Source organism: Enterobacter sp. Sphag1F (assembly GCF_014193275.1).
GTDB lineage: Bacteria > Pseudomonadota > Gammaproteobacteria > Enterobacterales > Enterobacteriaceae > Pantoea > Pantoea symbiotica.
Genome location: NZ_JACHZD010000002.1, coordinates 361,084 through 376,482, shown reverse-complemented (window position 1 = coordinate 376,482; position 15,399 = coordinate 361,084). Strand labels below are relative to the sequence as shown.

The window sequence follows — 15,399 nt, the reverse complement described above, 5'->3', positions numbered from 1 at the left end:
GCGCGGTAACAACCTTCAGGAGGACATTCCTGTGAATAAATCAATGTTAGCGGGTATCGGTATCGGCGTAGCAGCAGCGTTAGGCGTTGCCGCAGTCGCCAGCATGGATGTCTTCGATCGCGGCCCGCAGTTTGCACAAGTTCTGTCGGCGACGCCGATCAAAGAGAGCATCAAGCAGCCGCGACAGGAGTGTCGCAATGTGACGCTGACCCATCGTCGTGCGGTGCAGGATGAGAATCGCATTGCCGGTTCGGTGCTGGGCGCAGTAGCCGGCGGCGTGTTGGGCCATCAGTTTGGTGGCGGACGCGGACGCGATGTGGCAACGGTAGCGGGCGCGTTGGCCGGTGGTTACGGTGGTAATCAGGTGCAGGGTGCGCTGCAGGATCGCGACACTTACACCACCAACGAGCAACGTTGCAAAACGGTGTACGATAAACAGGAAAAAATGCTGGGTTATGACGTGACCTATAAAATAGGCGACCAGCAGGGCAAAATCCGCATGGAAAATGACCCTGGCACCCGCATTCCGCTCGACCGTAATGGTCAGCTGATCCTGAATTCGAATCAGGCCTAATTGGGCAAAGATGCATCACAGCAGCAGTAACAAAAAAGCGCCGCAAGGCGCTTTTTTTCGTATTACACATCATAGCGGTGTAGGGTCGCCATTCATGGCGACCTTCCGCAACACGGCATCAAACCCGATTTTTCGCCAGCTCGCTGACAAAACCCTGCACCCATTCCATACGGATTTTCCGGTCCGCCATGTCTCGGGTGAATTTCAGGCGCGTTGGGCCATCCAGTTTCCACTGCTTAGGATCTTTCTGCAGCAGGCCAATCAGCCAGCCCGGATCAACCTGATTCTGCGGCGCAAATTCGAAGAAGCCGCCTTTGTCGCTGGCTTCGATCTTACGAATCCCCAATTGGCGCGCCACTAGACGCAGCCCGGCGATATCCAGCAGATTACGTGCGGCATCCGGCAGTTTGCCGAAGCGGTCAATCATCTCGACCTTCAGCTCCGCCAAATCCTGCTCATCCGCCGCGCTGGCCACGCGCTTGTAGAGCGACAAGCGGGTATTCACGTCCGGGATAAAATCATCCGGCAACAGAGCAGGCATACGCAATTCGATTTCAGTTTGATTGCTGGTGAGATCTTCCAGCGACGGCTCGCGGCCCGCCTTCAGCGCATCGACCGCATTCTCCAGCAGCTCCATATACAGCGTGAAGCCGATGGTTTCCATCTGGCCGCTCTGGTCTTCGCCGAGCAGTTCACCCGCGCCGCGAATCTCCAGATCGTGGGTTGCCAGCGCAAAACCGGCGCCAAGATCTTCCAGCGACGCGATAGCTTCCAGACGCTTCTGCGCATCGGTGGTCATCGCTTTTGGATGCGGCGTCAGCAGCCATGCATAGGCCTGATGGTGCGAACGTCCCACGCGGCCACGCAATTGGTGCAGTTGCGCCAGGCCAAAGTGATCGGCGCGTTCGATGATAATGGTGTTGGCGCTGGGAACGTCGATACCGGTTTCGATGATGGTGGTACACACCAGCACGTTAAAGCGCTGATGGTGGAAATCATTCATCACCCGCTCGAGATCGCGTTCGCGCATCTGGCCGTGACCAATGGCAATACGCGCTTCCGGCACCAATTCGGCCAGTCGCTGCGCCGCTTTCTCGATGTTTTCGACGTCATTGTAGAGATAGTAAACCTGGCCGCCGCGCAGCACTTCACGCAGGATCGCCTCGCGCACCACCAGACTGTCGTACTCGCGCACAAAGGTTTTCACCGCCATGCGTCGCGCCGGTGGCGTGGCAATAATCGACAAATCGCGCATGCCGCTCATCGCCATATTCAGGGTACGCGGAATCGGCGTGGCGGTGAGCGTCAGGATATCGACGTCGGCGCGCATCGCCTTGATCCGCTCTTTGTGACGCACGCCAAAGCGGTGCTCTTCATCGACAATCAGCAGGCCGAGATCGTGCCATTTCAGGTCGTTCGACAGCAGCTTATGCGTGCCAATCAAAATATCGACTTTGCCCTCGCGCGCCTGTTCCAGCACCTGACTCTGCTCTTTGGCGGTGCGGAAGCGCGATAGCATTTCAATGCGCACCGGCCAGTTAGCGAAACGATCGCGGAAGTTGTCGTAATGCTGCTGCGCCAGCAAGGTGGTGGGCACCAGCACCGCGACCTGTTTGGCGTTCTCAACCGCGAGGAACGCGGCGCGCATCGCCACTTCGGTTTTACCAAAGCCGACGTCGCCGCACACCAGACGGTCCATCGCCAGCGGCTGACACATGTCGCTCAGCACCGCGTTGATCGCCTGACCTTGATCCGGCGTGGTTTCAAACGGGAAGCCTTCGCAGAACAGCTGATATTGATCGCGATCGTGCTTAAAGGCGAAGCCGGTTTTGGCCGCGCGCTGAGCGTAGATATCCAGCAGCTCGGCCGCTACGTCGCGCACTTTCTCGGCGGCTTTCTGTCGCGCGCGCGACCAGGCATCGCTGCCGAGTTTATGCAGCGGCGCATTCTCATCGGCGCCACCGGCATAGCGGCTAATCAGATGCAGCGATGAAACCGGCACATACAGCTTGGCGTCGCCCGCATAGGAGAGCATCAGATATTCGGCCACGATGCCGCCGGCTTCCAGCGTGGTCAGGCCGATATAACGTCCAACGCCGTGCTCCAGATGCACCACTGGCTGGCCGGGATGCAGCTCGGCGAGGTTACGGATCAGCACATCAGGATTGATGGTGCGGCGATTATCCTGGCGACGACGACTGACGCGCTCGCCAAGCAGATCGCTTTCGCAGATCAATGCCAGCTGGCGTTGCGTATCGATAAAGCCGCGCTCGCTGGCGCCAATCATCAGGCTATGCGGTTGATTGGCGGCCTGATCAAAGTGATCGATGGCATGCGGACGCAGTTTGATGCGCGTCAGCAACTCTTGCAGGCTTTCGCGGCGACCTTCACTCTCAACCGAAAAAATCACCTGACCGCTGAATTGTTCAAGGAACTGACGCAGCAGATCGAGTGGCGCTTTGGCCTGCGCCTGCACGGTTAATTCCGGCAGCGGCTGATAACCCAGATTGGTATTTGCCGCTTTCTCCGGCAGCGTGTCGCTGCTTAACTGCATGCGCGGCCAGGCTTTCAGTTCGCTCATTAGCGTGTCGGGACGCAGCCACAGCGTAACCGGCTCCAGCAACGGACGCATCGGATCGATACGCCGATTCTCAAAGCGCGCGTTGGCATCAAGCCAGAAGCGCTCGGCGCTGGCCAGCAAATCGCCGCTGTTGAGCAGCAGGGTATTGGCGGGCAGATAGCTAAACAGCGTTGGCAATTCCTGCTCAAAGAACAGCGGTTGCCAGTATTCGATACCGGCGGGCAGCGTGCCTTTGCTCACCTGCTGATAGACGTGCTCCGGCTCGCGCCGAACGTCAAAGGTTTCGCGCCAGCGGCTACGGAACAGCTCGATGGCGGCTTTATCCGTGGGGAATTCATGCGCCGGCAGCAGGTTAATCGCGTTAACCGCTTCCAGCGTGCGCTGAGTATCGACATCAAACAGGCGCAGGCTGTCGATCTCGTCATCAAAGAAGTCGATGCGATAAGGTTGATCGCTGCCCATCGGGAACAGATCGAGCAGCGCACCGCGTGTAGCATATTCGCCGTGCTCCATGACCTGATCGACATGGCGATAACCAGCCTGCTCCAGCTGATCGCGCAGCGCATCGCGCGACAGCTTTTGCCCTTGCTGCATCACCAGCGCATGACCGTGCAGGAAGCTGTGCGGACAAACGCGCTGCATCAGCGTGTTGACCGGCATAATCAGCATACCGCGCGTTAAGTTGGGCAGCTGATACAGCGTGGAGAGGCGAGCAGAGATAATGTCCTGATGCGGCGAGAAACTGTCGTAGGGCAGGGTTTCCCAGTCAGCGAGGTTAGTGACCGGCAGATCGGTGAACTGGCGTATCTCCTCCTGCAGACGCAAGGCAGATTGCATATCCGGGGTAATCATCAACACCGGACCGCTGTGGCGTTCGGTGATACTGGCACACTCAAGCGCTTGCGCGGCGCCGACTAGCTGGCCGAGCTGGCGATGGTCGCCGGCTTTGACTGGCAGGGTATAACGACTCTGTTCCGACATGGGATCTCGACATTCTCTCCTTGGATTACAGGGCGTCATCATTCCATAATCCGCCCTGAGGATCATCTGTCGTTTCGGAGTTTCTGCCAGGTCGCCATAAATGACGACCCTACAAAACCCTCACGAATCACTTACTCGATTGCTGTGTGTAGTGCATACGCGGGCGATCGACATTGGCCCATGACAGCTCTTTCTCCAGATGGTAGCTGTGATTGCCGTCGTCCCACTTCACGTAATAGCCGGTTGGCGCATCTCCCTGTTCAAAAACGTTAACGATCTCGCCTCTGATCTCTCCCGATTTATGCTTCACGATACTGCTCTTAGGGAATTTGAACATGGTGTACTCCTCGTCGCCTACGGTAATTCACCTTTAAGTCTACGCCAGCCGATGACCAATAAACGTACAAATAACATCATTAATTTGTCGCAATTTTATGCATAAGCGTTGGCTGGTACGGTTTTTGACACAACTTTGCCGCAGACTCAGAGGGTTAGAGGTTTCATAAAGGGGACGCCTCCTTTATCATCCCACTACTTATTTTCAGGCAACTGCCAAGACGGATCTCATGTATCAACCAGTCGCGTTATTCATCGGTTTGCGCTACATGCGTGGACGTGCCTCAGACCGCTTTGGTCGCTTCGTCTCCTGGCTCTCTACTATCGGCATCACGCTCGGCGTGCTGGCGCTGGTCACCGTGTTATCGGTGATGAACGGCTTCGAGCGCGAGCTGGAGGGTAATATCCTCGGGCTGATGCCGCAGGCGCTGGTCACCAGCGACAAGGGCAGTATCGATCCGAAGGCGTTGCCCGCCGAGGACCTCAAGCTGCAAGGTGTTAAGCGCATCGCTCCGCTCACTACCGCCGATGTGGTGCTGCAAAGCGCGCGTAATGTTTCGGTCGGCGTGATGCTCGGCATCAATCCTGACGAACAGGATCCGCTGACGCCATTCCTCGTCAACACCCAACAAAGCGTGCTGCAAGCAGGCCAGTACAACGTCATCCTCGGTGAACAGCTGGCTTCACAGCTGGGCGTGAAGCGCGGCGATCAGCTGCGTTTGATGGTGCCGTCGGTCAGCCAGTTCACGCCGGTTGGCCGTTTGCCGAGCCAGCGTATCTTCACCGTCGCCGGCACATATGCCGCCAACAGCGAAGTGGATGGCTATCAGATTCTGGTTAATCAGCAGGATGCATCACGCGTGATGCGCTATCCGCTCGGCAACATCACCGGCTGGCGTTTGTGGCTGGATAAGCCGTTGAGCGTTGATGCGCTCAGCCAGCAGAAACTGCCGGATGGACTGGCGTGGAAAGACTGGCGTGAACGCAAAGGCGATCTGTTCCAGGCGGTGCGCATGGAGAAAAACATGATGGGGCTGCTGCTGAGCCTGATCATCGCGGTGGCGGCCTTCAATATTATTACCTCGCTCGGCCTGCTGATCATGGAGAAGCAGGGTGAAGTGGCGATCCTGCAAACGCTGGGTTTAACCCGCCGCCAGATTGTCGCGGTATTTATGGTGCAGGGCGCCAGCGCCGGCATTATTGGCGCGCTGCTGGGCACCGTGCTTGGCGTACTGCTTGCCAGCCAACTGAATAATTTGATGCCGGTAATTGGCCTGTTCCTCGATGGCGCGGCGCTGCCGGTCGACATCAATGTATTGCAGGTGATCACCATCGCGCTGGTCTCAATGGCCGTTGCGCTGCTCTCTACCCTTTATCCGTCGTGGCGCGCTGCCGCCGTCCAACCCGCTGAGGCTTTACGTTATGAGTAATACTCCTTTGTTGCAGTGTCGTGACCTGTGCAAACGCTATCAGGAAGGCAGCGTGCAGACCGATGTGCTGCGCAATGTGGCTTTCAGCCTGCAGCCGGGTGAATTGACGGCGATTGTCGGCAGCTCCGGTTCGGGTAAAAGTACCTTGCTGCATCTGCTCGGCGGCCTGGATGCACCTACCTCGGGCGATGTGATTTTTGATGGTAAATCGCTGAATGCGATGTCGTCCGCCGCGAAAGCCGAGCTGCGCAACCGCGAGCTGGGCTTCATCTATCAGTTCCACCACTTGCTGCCGGACTTTAGCGCGCTGGAGAACGTGGCGATGCCGCTGCTGATTGGCAAAATCGGCAAAGCGGAGGCGGAGTCACGCGCGCGTGAAATGCTGGCGGCGGTCGGGCTGGAAAAACGTGCCGCGCATCGGCCTTCTGAGCTGTCGGGCGGTGAACGTCAGCGTGTGGCGATTGCCCGCGCGCTGGTGAATCGTCCGCGTCTGGTGATGGCCGATGAGCCCACCGGTAACCTCGATGCGCGCAACGCCGATGCAATTTTCGAACTGCTCGGCGAGTTGAACGTCAAGCAGGGCACCGCTTTTCTGGTAGTGACGCACGATCTGCAGCTGGCGAAACGCCTGAGCCGTCAGATGGAGATGCGCGACGGTGAGCTGAGCGACCAACTGACGCTGGGAGTGATCTGATGGCTTCGTCATTATCCCTGCTGCTCGGGCTGCGTTTTAGCCGCGGTCGGCGGCGTGGTGGCATGGTCTCGCTGATCTCCATCATCTCCACCATCGGCATTGCGCTTGGCGTGGCGGTGCTGATCATCGGCCTGAGCGCCATGAACGGCTTTGAGCGTGAGCTGAACAACCGCATTCTGGCGGTGGTGCCGCACGGTGAAATCGAGCCGGTGAATCAGCCGTTCCGCAACTGGCAACCGATGATCGCGCCGATTGAGCAGGTTGCTGGCATTGCCGCTGCCGCGCCCTATATCAACTTCACCGGACTGATTGAGAGCGGCGCGAAACTGCAAGCGCTGCAGGTGAAAGGTGTCGATCCGCAGCAGGAAGCGCGCCTTAGCGCCTTGCCGAGCTTTGTTGCCGGTGATGCGTGGTCGCAGTTCGCGGCCGGTAAACAGCAGATCATTCTGGGTGGTGGCATCGCTAAATCGCTCAACGTTAAACAGGGCGACTGGATCACCATCATGATCCCGAATAATGATGGTGAGAATAAGCTGCTGCAGCCGAAACGCATTCGTCTGCAGGTCAGCGGCGTGCTGCAACTGAGCGGCATGCTCGATCACAGCCTGGCGCTGGTGCCGCTGGCGGATGCGCAGAAGTATCTGGATATGGGCGACAGCGTCAGCGGTATCGCGTTGAAAATGAACGACCCGTTCCAGGCGCAGAAGCTGGTACGAGACGCCGGTGAAGTGACGCACTCTTACGTCTATATCAAGAGCTGGATTGGTACTTACGGCTATATGTACCGTGACATCCAGATGATTCGCGCCATTATGTATTTAGCCATGGTGCTGGTGATTGGCGTGGCCTGCTTCAACATCGTTTCGACGCTGGTAATGGCGGTGAAAGACAAGAGCAGCGACATCGCGGTGCTGCGTACGCTGGGTGCCAAAGATGGCCTGATTCGCGCCATCTTTATCTGGTACGGCTTGCTGGCGGGCCTGCTCGGCAGCGTCAGCGGCGTGGTGGTCGGCGTGCTGGTGGCGCTCAATCTTACGCCGGTGATGCGCGTATTTGAGCACATTACCGGGCATCAGTTGCTGGCGGGAGATATCTACTTTATCGATTTCCTGCCGTCCGAACTGCACTGGATTGATGTGATTTCGGTGCTGGGCACCGCGATTGTCCTGAGCCTGATTGCCAGCTGGTATCCGGCACGCCGCGCCAGCCGTATCGATCCGGCACGCGTGCTTAGCGGTCAGTAAAGATAAAACGCAGCCGCCGTGCGGCTGCTATTATCGGGCAGATTAGCCCGAAAAATACCCGACGCGCGGCGATAAACGCCGCAGATAAGGAGCTTTTATGCGCATACCGCGCCGCCGCCTACGACTCGCCCGCGACAAAAAAAACCGCCGCAAGGTGCATCAGCGCTTTCGCCAGCGCATCTTCGAGCGCGATCGCAAAGCTGAACTGGCCGCGCATCCGCAACCGCGCGTGGTGGTGCTGACCGGCGCGGGTATCTCCGCCGAGTCCGGTATTCGCACGTTCCGCGCCGCCGATGGCTTGTGGGAAGAGCACCGCGTGGAAGATGTCGCTACGCCGGAAGGTTTTCAACGCAATCCGGCTCTGGTGCAGGCGTTTTACAATGCGCGCCGTCAACAGCTACAGCAGCCCGAAATCCAGCCCAATGCCGCACACAAAGCGCTGGCGGAACTGGAGCAGGTGCTGGGCGATAACTTTCTGCTGGTGACGCAGAATATCGATAACCTGCACGAACGCGCCGGCAGCCAGCGCGTGTTGCACATGCATGGTGAACTGTTGAAAGTGCGCTGCGTTAGCAGTGGACAAGTGCTCGACTGGACGGAAGATTTAACCCTGGACGATCGCTGCACCTGCTGCCAGTTCCCGGCCATGCTGCGCCCGCACATCGTGTGGTTTGGTGAAATGCCGCTGGGAATGGAAGAGATTTATCAGGCGATTGAGCAGGCGAATCTGTTTATCGCCATTGGCACCTCGGGCCACGTTTATCCCGCCGCTGGTTTTGTCCACGAGGCGAAACTGCAGGGCGCGCATACCGTGGAGCTGAACCTGGAACCGAGCCAGGTCGGCAATGAGTTTGCTGAGCGTCATTACGGCTTAGCAAGCGAAGTGGTGCCGGAGTTTGTGCATACGTTTTTGCGTGGGTTGTATAAGTAACGATCGTCGTAGGGTGCGCATTTATGCGTACCTGGCATGCCAGGTCGCCATGAATGGCGACCCTACGAAAGATTAACGTCCCGCCTTCAGCTTCTGGAACAGCGTCTCATACTGCACGCTGGCTTCACCGACATCGTTCTGCCATTCGCCGTTTTTAATCACATCCTCAGCAGGATAAAGCGAAGGATCGTTGGCCACTTCCTGTGGCAATAACTTCTTCGCCGCCAGGTTTGGTGTGGGATAACCAATGGTTTCCGCCACCTGCGCCGCCACATCCGGACGCAGCAGGAAGTTAATCAGCTTCAGCGCGCCTTCACGGTTTTTGGCGTTGGCGGGAATCGCCAGGTTATCCATCCAGAAAATCCCGCCTTCCTGCGGCCAGATAATCTGTAGTGGCGTACCCGCCTGGCGCGCAACGTAGGCGGAACCGTTCCAGATCATGCCAACGTTCACTTCGCCTTCCATAAACGGGTTGCCCGGATTATCGGAGTTAAACGCCAGCACGTTCGGCATCAGCTTTTTCAGCTCTTCATAAGCGGCTTCGATCTGTTTGGGATCGCGGGTGTTGCCCGAATAGCCCAGCTTGCGCAGCGCCATCTGGAACACTTCACGCGCGTCGTCGGTCAGCAGCAGGCTCTGCTTATACTCTGGCTTCCACAAATCGGCCCAGCGGGTAATGCTTTTGGCATCCACTTCGTCGGTGTTGATACCAATGGCGGTCGCGCCCCAGATATAAGGGATCGAGTAATCGTTATTAGGATCGAACGGCTTGTTCAGCAGGTTAGGATCGAGATTTTTGAAGTTGCTGAGCTGGGATTTATCGATCTTTTGCAGCATGCCTTCATTACGCATCTTGGCGACGAAGTAGGTGGAAGGCACCACCAAATCGTAAGCGCCATCTTTCCAGGTCTTCAGCTTGGCATACATGCTTTCATTAGATTCGTAGGTGGAGTAAATCACCTTGATGCCAGTCTCTTTAGTGAACTGCTCCAGCAGTCCCGGCGGCACGTATTCGGTCCAGTTATAGAAGTAGAGCGTTTTGCCGGCATCTGCCTGCGCACTCTGCATGCCCAATGCCAGCGCCCCAGCCGCCAGCCAATGAGACCACTTTTTCATCGATTATCCTCTATTTGGTTTTATCACGGAGCAACAGCTGACTGAGCGCCACCAACAGCAGCGACAGCAGCAGCAAAATTGTCGCCAGCGCGTTCACTTCCGGTGACACGCCAACTTTAACCATCGAGTAGATTTTTAACGGCAAAATTTCGAAGCTCGGGCCGGTGACGAACGACGATACCACGACATCGTCCATCGACAGCGTAAAGCTGAGCAGCCAACCCGCTGCGACCGCCGGTAGCGCCAGCGGCAGCAGAATTTTGCGCAAAATGGTGACTTCGCTGGCACCAAGATCTTTGGCGGCTTCCAGCATGCGCACATCAAACCCTTTCAGGCGCGAATAGACGGTGATCACCACAAACGGCAGGCAGAAGGTGATATGCGAGAACAGCAGCGACCAGAAGCCAAGCGAAATGCCCAGCAGCATAAACAGCACCAGCAGCGAAATTGCCATCACAATATCCGGCGACATCATCACCACAAACAGCATGCCGCTGACGAACGGTTTACCACGGAAGTGATAGCGATAGAGCGCGACGGCGGTCAGCGAGCCGATAATTGTGGCGCAGCTGGCGGAGAGCACGCCCATCAACAATGAATGTTGTGCCGCCTGAATCAGGCTGTCGTTGTTCATCAGCAGGCGATACCACTGCGTGCTGAAGCCCTGCCAGTTAATGCCGAAACGCGAACTGTTGAAGGAGTTGACGATCAGAATGATGATCGGGATATAAAACCAGGCGTAAATCAAGGCCATGAAGCCGCCACGTAACCAGCGCGCCATCATTGCAGTTCCACCTTGCTGTTCAGCATACGCGCTGCGCGCCAGTAAGCCAGCAGCATCAATCCCATCAGCAGCGTCATCACAATGCTGGTGGCGGCACCGAATGGCCAGTCGCGGATATTCAGGAACTGGCTCTTGATCACGTTGCCAATTAACAGGTTTTTCGCGCCGCCCAGCAAATCTGCCACAAAGAACAAGCCCATCGCCGGAATAAACACCAGCAGGCAACCGGCAACAATGCCCGGCATGGTCAGCGGCAGAATGATGCGTAAAAAGGTTTTCACTTTACTGGCGCCGAGATCGCGCGCCGCTTCGAGGCAGGATTTATCCAGCTTTTCCAGGCTGGAGTAGAGCGGCAGCACCATAAACGGCAGCAGAATGTAGATCAGTCCCAGAATCACCGCTTCTGAGGTGTACATGATGCGAAACGGTTTATCGATCACCCCAAGCCACAGCAAAAATTCATTCAGCCAACCGCGTGTGCTGAGGAAGATTTTCAGGCCATAGATGCGGATCAGCGAGTTGGTCCAGAACGGCACAATCAGCATGAACAGCATCAGCGGACGCAGGCGCGCCGGCAGTTTCGTCAGACACCAGGCAAACGGATAACCCAGCAGCAGGCAGCACAGCGTGGCGATAAACGCCATATTCAGCGAGTGCAGCAGCACGTCGGCGTAAAGTGGATCGAGCAGTCGCGTGTAGTTATTGAGGGTGAAGGCCATACTGACAAAATGCGCATCGTCGCGCGTCAGGAAGCTGGTGGCGAAGATCATCAGGTTGGGCAGCAGCACAAACAGCGTCAGCCAACTGACGATCAGCGCGACAATCACTTTCTGCAGGCGGTTACGCATCAACTTCATACGGCAGCACCACCTCCCAGTTTGGCACCCAGCTGACCGCCATTTTCTGGTTCAGCGAGTGATCAAAATCGGGATCGTCTTCGTTGAAGAACTCGCTCACCGTCAGCAGCTTGCCGTTCTCCAGCTCAACGGTGGATTCCAGCGTCATGCCTTTATAGTTGCGCTCGCGCACGTAGCCGATCAGGTTGTCGCTACGGCTGTCGTGATCAATCTCTTCGACGCGCAGATCTTCCGGGCGCAGCAGCACAAGTAGCTTATCGCCCGCGCTGACCGGGAAATCACATTGCAGCTCACATTCACGGCCTTCCACGCGCGCGCGGATAGTGGGCGCATGGTCGCTGTTCAGCACCTCGGCATCGAACACGTTTATTTCGCCGATAAAGCGCGCGACAAACAGGTTGGCGGGCTCTTCGTAAATCTCGCGCGGCGTGCCGTCCTGTTCGATGCGGCCATCGCGCATCACCACGATACGATCGGACATAGTCAGCGCTTCTTCCTGATCGTGGGTGACGAAGACAAAGGTGATGCCGAGCTTACGCTGCAGCGCTTTGAGCTCGTTTTGCATCTGGCGACGCAGCTTATAATCCAGCGCCGACAGCGACTCATCCAGCAGCAGCACTTTCGGGCGATTGACCACCGCGCGCGCAATCGCCACGCGCTGCTGCTGACCGCCAGAAAGCTGATGCGGACGGCGATCGGCAAAACTCTCCAGCTGCACCATCGCCAGCGCATCGTTAACGCGCGTGGTGATCTCGGCCGCTGGGGTTTTCTGCATGCGCAGACCAAAGGCGACGTTCTCAAACACCGACATGTGCGGGAACAGCGCGTAGCTCTGAAAAACGGTGTTGATGTGGCGATGCTCGGCGGGCAGATCGGTGATGTCATTATCATCAAGAATGATGTGACCGCGATCGGCATCTTCCAGCCCGGCAATCAGCCGCAATATGGTGGTTTTTCCGCAGCCGGAAGGGCCAAGCAGCGTGATGAACTCGCCGTGACGAATGGTCAGGTCAAAGTCAGAGATGATGCTTTTGCCATCGAAAGCTTTACTGATGCCAGAAAGCGTAACCAGCGCAGGCGCGCGTGTTTGCGTCATTTTAGTCACTCAGTCTGATGGTGAATCAGGTTACAGCATAGCCGCTGGTGGCCGCTTGCTGTGATGAAGGGCGCGATGATACCGCAAAAATGTGTCAATGCCATGTTTTGCCACGGATTTACCTTGAAAACTCTGAAAAATGCCGGAGTATGCGTAACGGATAAGTCGGACAGGCGATAGTGAGCGAATTTTCAGCGCAATTCACGTTGAGAGAGCTAACCTGAAGGATAATGATTTGACGCAACATGGTGCCATCAGGCCACCATGATAATGACGCAGGTTCTTTAGAGGGATGAAAGATGGATCAATTACTTGAGCGTTTTCTCAGTTATGTCGCAGTAGAAACTCAGTCAAAACCTCAGGCACGACAGGTGCCAAGCAGCGAAGGGCAGTGGACGCTGGCGCGTCAATTACAGGAAGAACTCATCGCGCTGGGTTTTGTTGATGTCTCTCTGAGCGATCATTGCTGTGTGATGGGCACCTTGCCGGCTAACGTCGATTGGGCCACGCCGGTGATCGGCTTTATTTCGCATATGGACACCTCACCGGATTTCACCGCTAAAAACGTCAATCCGCAGATTATTGAAAACTACCGCGGTGGCGATATCGCGCTCGGCAACGGCGATGAAATCTTGTCGCCGGTGATGTTCCCGATCCTGCATAAGCTGATCGGCCATACGCTGATCACCACCGATGGGAAAACCCTGCTCGGCGCAGATGACAAAGCCGGTATCGCCGAGATCATGACCGCGATGGCGCGTCTGGCAAAAAGTGATACGCCACACGGCGCGATTCGCGTGGCCTTTACGCCGGATGAAGAGATTGGTCGCGGCGCATCGCACTTCGACGTCGAAGGCTTTGCCGCCGATTGGGCGTATACCGTGGATGGCAGCGATCTCGGCGAGTTCGAGTTCGAGAACTTCAACGCCGCCACCGCGATGGTCAAAATCACCGGCAACAACGTGCATCCGGGCAGCGCCAAAAATGTGATGGTCAATGCGCTGGATCTGGCGATGCGCTTCCACGCGGAATTACCTGCCAAAGAGAAGCCGCAGTTCACCGACGGCTACGAAGGCTTCTTCCATCTGCATACCATCAAAGGCACGGTTGAGCATGCCGAGCTGATGTATCTGATCCGTGATTTTGATGCCGACAACTATGAACAGCGTAAACAGCTGCTGGAAGAGATTGGCCAGCGCGTCAGCAAAGGGCTGCAAAGCGAGTGTTCGGTGAAGGTGGAGATCAGCGATAGCTATCGCAACATGCGCGAGAAGGTTGAACCGCATCCGCACATTATTGAGTTAGCGCTGCAGGCGATGCGCGACTGTGGCATTGAACCGAACGTCAAACCAATTCGCGGCGGCACCGACGGCTCTGCGCTGTCATGGAAAGGATTGCCGTGCCCGAACCTGTTTACCGGCGGCTACAACTATCACGGCAAGCACGAGTTCGCCTCACTTAATGTGATGGCGCAGTCAGTGGATGTGATTGTGCGTTTGGCTGAGCTGGCGGGACAGAAAAAGTAACAGTATCCAGGTGCGCATAAATGCGCACCCTACAACGTCGTAGGGTCGCCATTCATGGCGACCGTAACGCCAGCTTACTCGCCGAAGAACCAATATCCGCTATTCACCAACGCCGCCAGCTGCGCCAGCAGTGAAGGATCATCCAGCGCATCGCCGAAATCTTCCAGCGTCAGCACGTGATTGTGCGCCAATGCCGCCAGCACATGCGGATGGCTGCTGGTGATCGATTCCCCGTTCACGAACACCACATCGCCGATGGTCAATACGCGCAGGCCGCCGAGACGCGTCAGCGCATCGCCTTGCTGCAATGCATCGTAAATCTCATCCGGTTGATACGGCGGCTCTGGCGGCGCGACGTCCAGCTCATGACGCGACTGAGAAATAAACTCGCCAAACCACTGATTAAACTGCTCTGGCTGGTTAATTACATCCATCATCACTTTGCGGATACCTTCCAGTTCTGATGGCAGGATCTGCGATGGGCATTCACGCGATGGCACATCAGGATCGCTGTAGCGATAGCTGCCCAATTCGTTGGCCAGCATGTGATCGGCAAAACCGCTGATCAGCTCGCGACCGTTCGGCGCGCGGAAACCAACCGAATAGTTGATGGCGTTTTCCAGCGAATAGCCTTCATGCGGGAATCCAGGCGGAATATAGAGAATATCGCCGGGCTCCATCTCTTCATCGATGATGGCGTCGAACGGCTCAACCTGCAGCAGATCCGGATGCGGGCAGTGCTGTTTCAGCGGCACTTTTTCACCCACGCGCCAGCGACGACGGCCGGTGCCCTGAATGATAAACACATCGTACTGATCGAAATGCGGGCCCACGCCGCCGCCTGGCACGGCAAAAGAGATCATCAGATCGTCAACGCGCCAGTCGGGCAGGAAACGGAATGGGCGCATCAGCGCGGCAGAAGGTTCATGCCAATGGTTGACCGCCTGCACCAGCAGCGACCAGTTGCTCTCACCGAGATGATCGTAGCTTTCAAACGGGCCGTGGCTGACTTGCCATTTACCTTCGTTATGGCTGACAAGTCGGCTATCCACTTCATTTTCCATTGCCAGACCGGCCAGCTCGTCAGGAGAAATAGGATCGACGAAGTTTTTAAATCCACGTTTAAGCACCACCGGGCGTTTCTGCCAGTAGCGCTGAATAAAGTCGGGCCAGTTGATATCGAGCTGATAGTCCATATGAGGAGTCCGTTTGCTGCAAAGAATGATGGCAAGTATAACAGCCCGCGTCC

Annotated in this window: 13 protein-coding genes; 6 read left to right on the top strand and 7 right to left on the bottom strand. The window is 56.7% G+C overall.

Annotation, left to right across the window (positions count from 1 at the left end):
• Positions 1–31: 31 nt before the first annotated feature.
• On the top strand, positions 32–574 hold the full coding sequence (locus FHW71_RS07225) for a glycine zipper 2TM domain-containing protein (RefSeq protein WP_007885735.1): 543 nt from the start codon (positions 32–34) through the stop codon (positions 572–574).
• Between the two features lie 118 nt (positions 575–692).
• Here the strand turns inward: FHW71_RS07225 and mfd are convergent, their stop codons facing one another.
• Both mfd and FHW71_RS07215 read right to left on the bottom strand, forming a co-directional pair.
• Entirely contained in the window at positions 693–4,136 is a 3,444-nt protein-coding gene (gene mfd / locus FHW71_RS07220) for a transcription-repair coupling factor (RefSeq protein ID WP_179451256.1), read from the bottom strand.
• A gap of 127 nt (positions 4,137–4,263) precedes the next feature.
• A complete protein-coding gene (locus FHW71_RS07215; protein ID WP_061717571.1) occupies positions 4,264–4,473 on the bottom strand; it encodes a hypothetical protein in 210 nt (69 codons plus the stop codon).
• Between the two features lie 229 nt (positions 4,474–4,702).
• Here FHW71_RS07215 and lolC point away from each other — a divergent pair, with 229 nt between their 5' ends.
• The 4 genes from lolC (at position 4,703) to cobB (ending at position 8,771) form a co-directional block, all read left to right on the top strand.
• A complete protein-coding gene (lolC, locus tag FHW71_RS07210; RefSeq protein ID WP_179451254.1) occupies positions 4,703–5,902 on the top strand; it encodes a lipoprotein-releasing ABC transporter permease subunit LolC in 1,200 nt (399 codons plus the stop codon).
• Positions 5,895–6,596, top strand: a complete 702-nt coding sequence (gene lolD / locus FHW71_RS07205) for a lipoprotein-releasing ABC transporter ATP-binding protein LolD (protein ID WP_008103026.1) — start codon at positions 5,895–5,897, stop codon at positions 6,594–6,596. The genes lolC and lolD overlap by 8 nt, the downstream gene beginning before the upstream one ends.
• Entirely contained in the window at positions 6,596–7,840 is a 1,245-nt protein-coding gene (lolE, locus tag FHW71_RS07200; protein WP_061716936.1) for a lipoprotein-releasing ABC transporter permease subunit LolE, read from the top strand. Before lolD ends, lolE begins: the two co-directional genes overlap by 1 nt.
• A gap of 97 nt (positions 7,841–7,937) precedes the next feature.
• Complete coding sequence (gene cobB, locus FHW71_RS07195) at positions 7,938–8,771, top strand: Sir2 family NAD+-dependent deacetylase (protein WP_179451252.1); 834 nt, start codon at positions 7,938–7,940, stop codon at positions 8,769–8,771.
• A 72-nt stretch (positions 8,772–8,843) separates the two neighbouring features.
• Here cobB and potD read toward each other — a convergent pair whose 3' ends face one another.
• The 4 genes from potD to potA are packed head-to-tail and all read right to left on the bottom strand — an operon-like array spanning position 8,844 to position 12,624.
• The gene (gene potD, locus FHW71_RS07190; RefSeq protein WP_154152659.1) at positions 8,844–9,887 is read right to left on the bottom strand and encodes a spermidine/putrescine ABC transporter substrate-binding protein PotD; all 1,044 of its coding nucleotides are present in this window, start codon (positions 9,885–9,887) and stop codon (positions 8,844–8,846) included.
• A gap of 10 nt (positions 9,888–9,897) precedes the next feature.
• A complete protein-coding gene (gene potC, locus FHW71_RS07185) occupies positions 9,898–10,671 on the bottom strand; it encodes a spermidine/putrescine ABC transporter permease PotC (RefSeq protein ID WP_179451250.1) in 774 nt (257 codons plus the stop codon).
• Entirely contained in the window at positions 10,668–11,528 is an 861-nt protein-coding gene (gene potB / locus FHW71_RS07180) for a spermidine/putrescine ABC transporter permease PotB (RefSeq protein ID WP_179451248.1), read from the bottom strand. Before potB ends, potC begins: the two co-directional genes overlap by 4 nt.
• Positions 11,512–12,624, bottom strand: a complete 1,113-nt coding sequence (potA, locus tag FHW71_RS07175; RefSeq protein WP_008103014.1) for a spermidine/putrescine ABC transporter ATP-binding protein PotA — start codon at positions 12,622–12,624, stop codon at positions 11,512–11,514. The genes potB and potA overlap by 17 nt, the downstream gene beginning before the upstream one ends.
• 299 nt (positions 12,625–12,923) lie before the next feature.
• Here potA and pepT point away from each other — a divergent pair, with 299 nt between their 5' ends.
• Positions 12,924–14,150, top strand: a complete 1,227-nt coding sequence (gene pepT / locus FHW71_RS07170) for a peptidase T (protein WP_179451246.1) — start codon at positions 12,924–12,926, stop codon at positions 14,148–14,150.
• Between the two features lie 74 nt (positions 14,151–14,224).
• Here the strand turns inward: pepT and FHW71_RS07165 are convergent, their stop codons facing one another.
• Positions 14,225–15,346 carry a cupin domain-containing protein gene (locus FHW71_RS07165; RefSeq protein WP_008103010.1) on the bottom strand — a complete coding sequence of 374 codons (1,122 nt, stop codon included), beginning with the start codon at positions 15,344–15,346 and terminating at the stop codon, positions 14,225–14,227.
• Positions 15,347–15,399 lie beyond the last annotated feature (53 nt).

Bases quoted from the DNA above. Each gene is read 5' to 3' on its own strand.
- FHW71_RS07215 (WP_061717571.1), bottom strand. From the start codon at position 4,473: ATGTTCAAATTCCCTAAGAGCAGTATCGTGAAGCATAAATCGGGAGAG.
- lolD (WP_008103026.1), top strand. From the start codon at position 5,895: ATGAGTAATACTCCTTTGTTGCAGTGTCGTGACCTGTGCAAACGCTAT.
- FHW71_RS07165 (WP_008103010.1), bottom strand. From the start codon at position 15,346: ATGGACTATCAGCTCGATATCAACTGGCCCGACTTTATTCAGCGCTAC.
- lolC (WP_179451254.1), top strand. From the start codon at position 4,703: ATGTATCAACCAGTCGCGTTATTCATCGGTTTGCGCTACATGCGTGGA.
- potA (WP_008103014.1), bottom strand. From the start codon at position 12,624: ATGACGCAAACACGCGCGCCTGCGCTGGTTACGCTTTCTGGCATCAGT.
- cobB (WP_179451252.1), top strand. From the start codon at position 7,938: ATGCGCATACCGCGCCGCCGCCTACGACTCGCCCGCGACAAAAAAAAC.
- pepT (WP_179451246.1), top strand. From the start codon at position 12,924: ATGGATCAATTACTTGAGCGTTTTCTCAGTTATGTCGCAGTAGAAACT.
- potC (WP_179451250.1), bottom strand. From the start codon at position 10,671: ATGATGGCGCGCTGGTTACGTGGCGGCTTCATGGCCTTGATTTACGCC.
- potB (WP_179451248.1), bottom strand. From the start codon at position 11,528: ATGAAGTTGATGCGTAACCGCCTGCAGAAAGTGATTGTCGCGCTGATC.
- mfd (WP_179451256.1), bottom strand. From the start codon at position 4,136: ATGTCGGAACAGAGTCGTTATACCCTGCCAGTCAAAGCCGGCGACCAT.
- potD (WP_154152659.1), bottom strand. From the start codon at position 9,887: ATGAAAAAGTGGTCTCATTGGCTGGCGGCTGGGGCGCTGGCATTGGGC.
- lolE (WP_061716936.1), top strand. From the start codon at position 6,596: ATGGCTTCGTCATTATCCCTGCTGCTCGGGCTGCGTTTTAGCCGCGGT.